This window comes from Delftia sp. ASV31 (assembly GCF_016428765.1).
GTDB lineage: Bacteria > Pseudomonadota > Gammaproteobacteria > Burkholderiales > Burkholderiaceae_C > Comamonas > Comamonas acidovorans.
In genome coordinates, this window is the sequence record NZ_JAELTK010000228.1 from 1 (window position 1) to 395 (window position 395).

Here is a 395-nt window from a genome sequence, read left to right on the forward strand (position 1 = left end):
CCCCCCCCCCCCCCCCCCCCCCCCCCCCCCCCCCCCCCCCCCCCCCCCCCCCCCCCCCCCCCCCCCCCCGCTTTTTTCCAGCAGTAGACGGCATACTAGATCAACGTCAGCGTCTCGTGGGCTCGGAGATGTGTATAAGAGACAGGGGAAGAACTGCTGCTGCACGCGCGACATGCCCACCAGGCCCAGCGCGATGATCAGCGAGCCCAGCGACACCTTGTGCAGGCCGATGTTCCAGTACCAGGGGGGGGGGGGGGTTATACACATCTGACGCTGCCGACGAAATGCGAACAGTGTAGGTGTCGGGGGGGGGGGGGTGGTGTGAGGGGGGGGGGGGGGGGGGGGGGGGGGGGGGGGGGGGGGGGGGGGGGGGGGGGGGGGGGGGGGGGGGGGGG

At 74.4% G+C, this 395-nt stretch carries 1 protein-coding gene; it reads right to left on the reverse strand.

Features of this window, described 5'->3' with window-relative positions; translation table 11 throughout:
• A partial coding sequence (locus JHD82_RS30345) for a hypothetical protein (protein ID WP_269848180.1) occupies window positions 1-395 on the reverse strand: 395 nt, incomplete at both ends.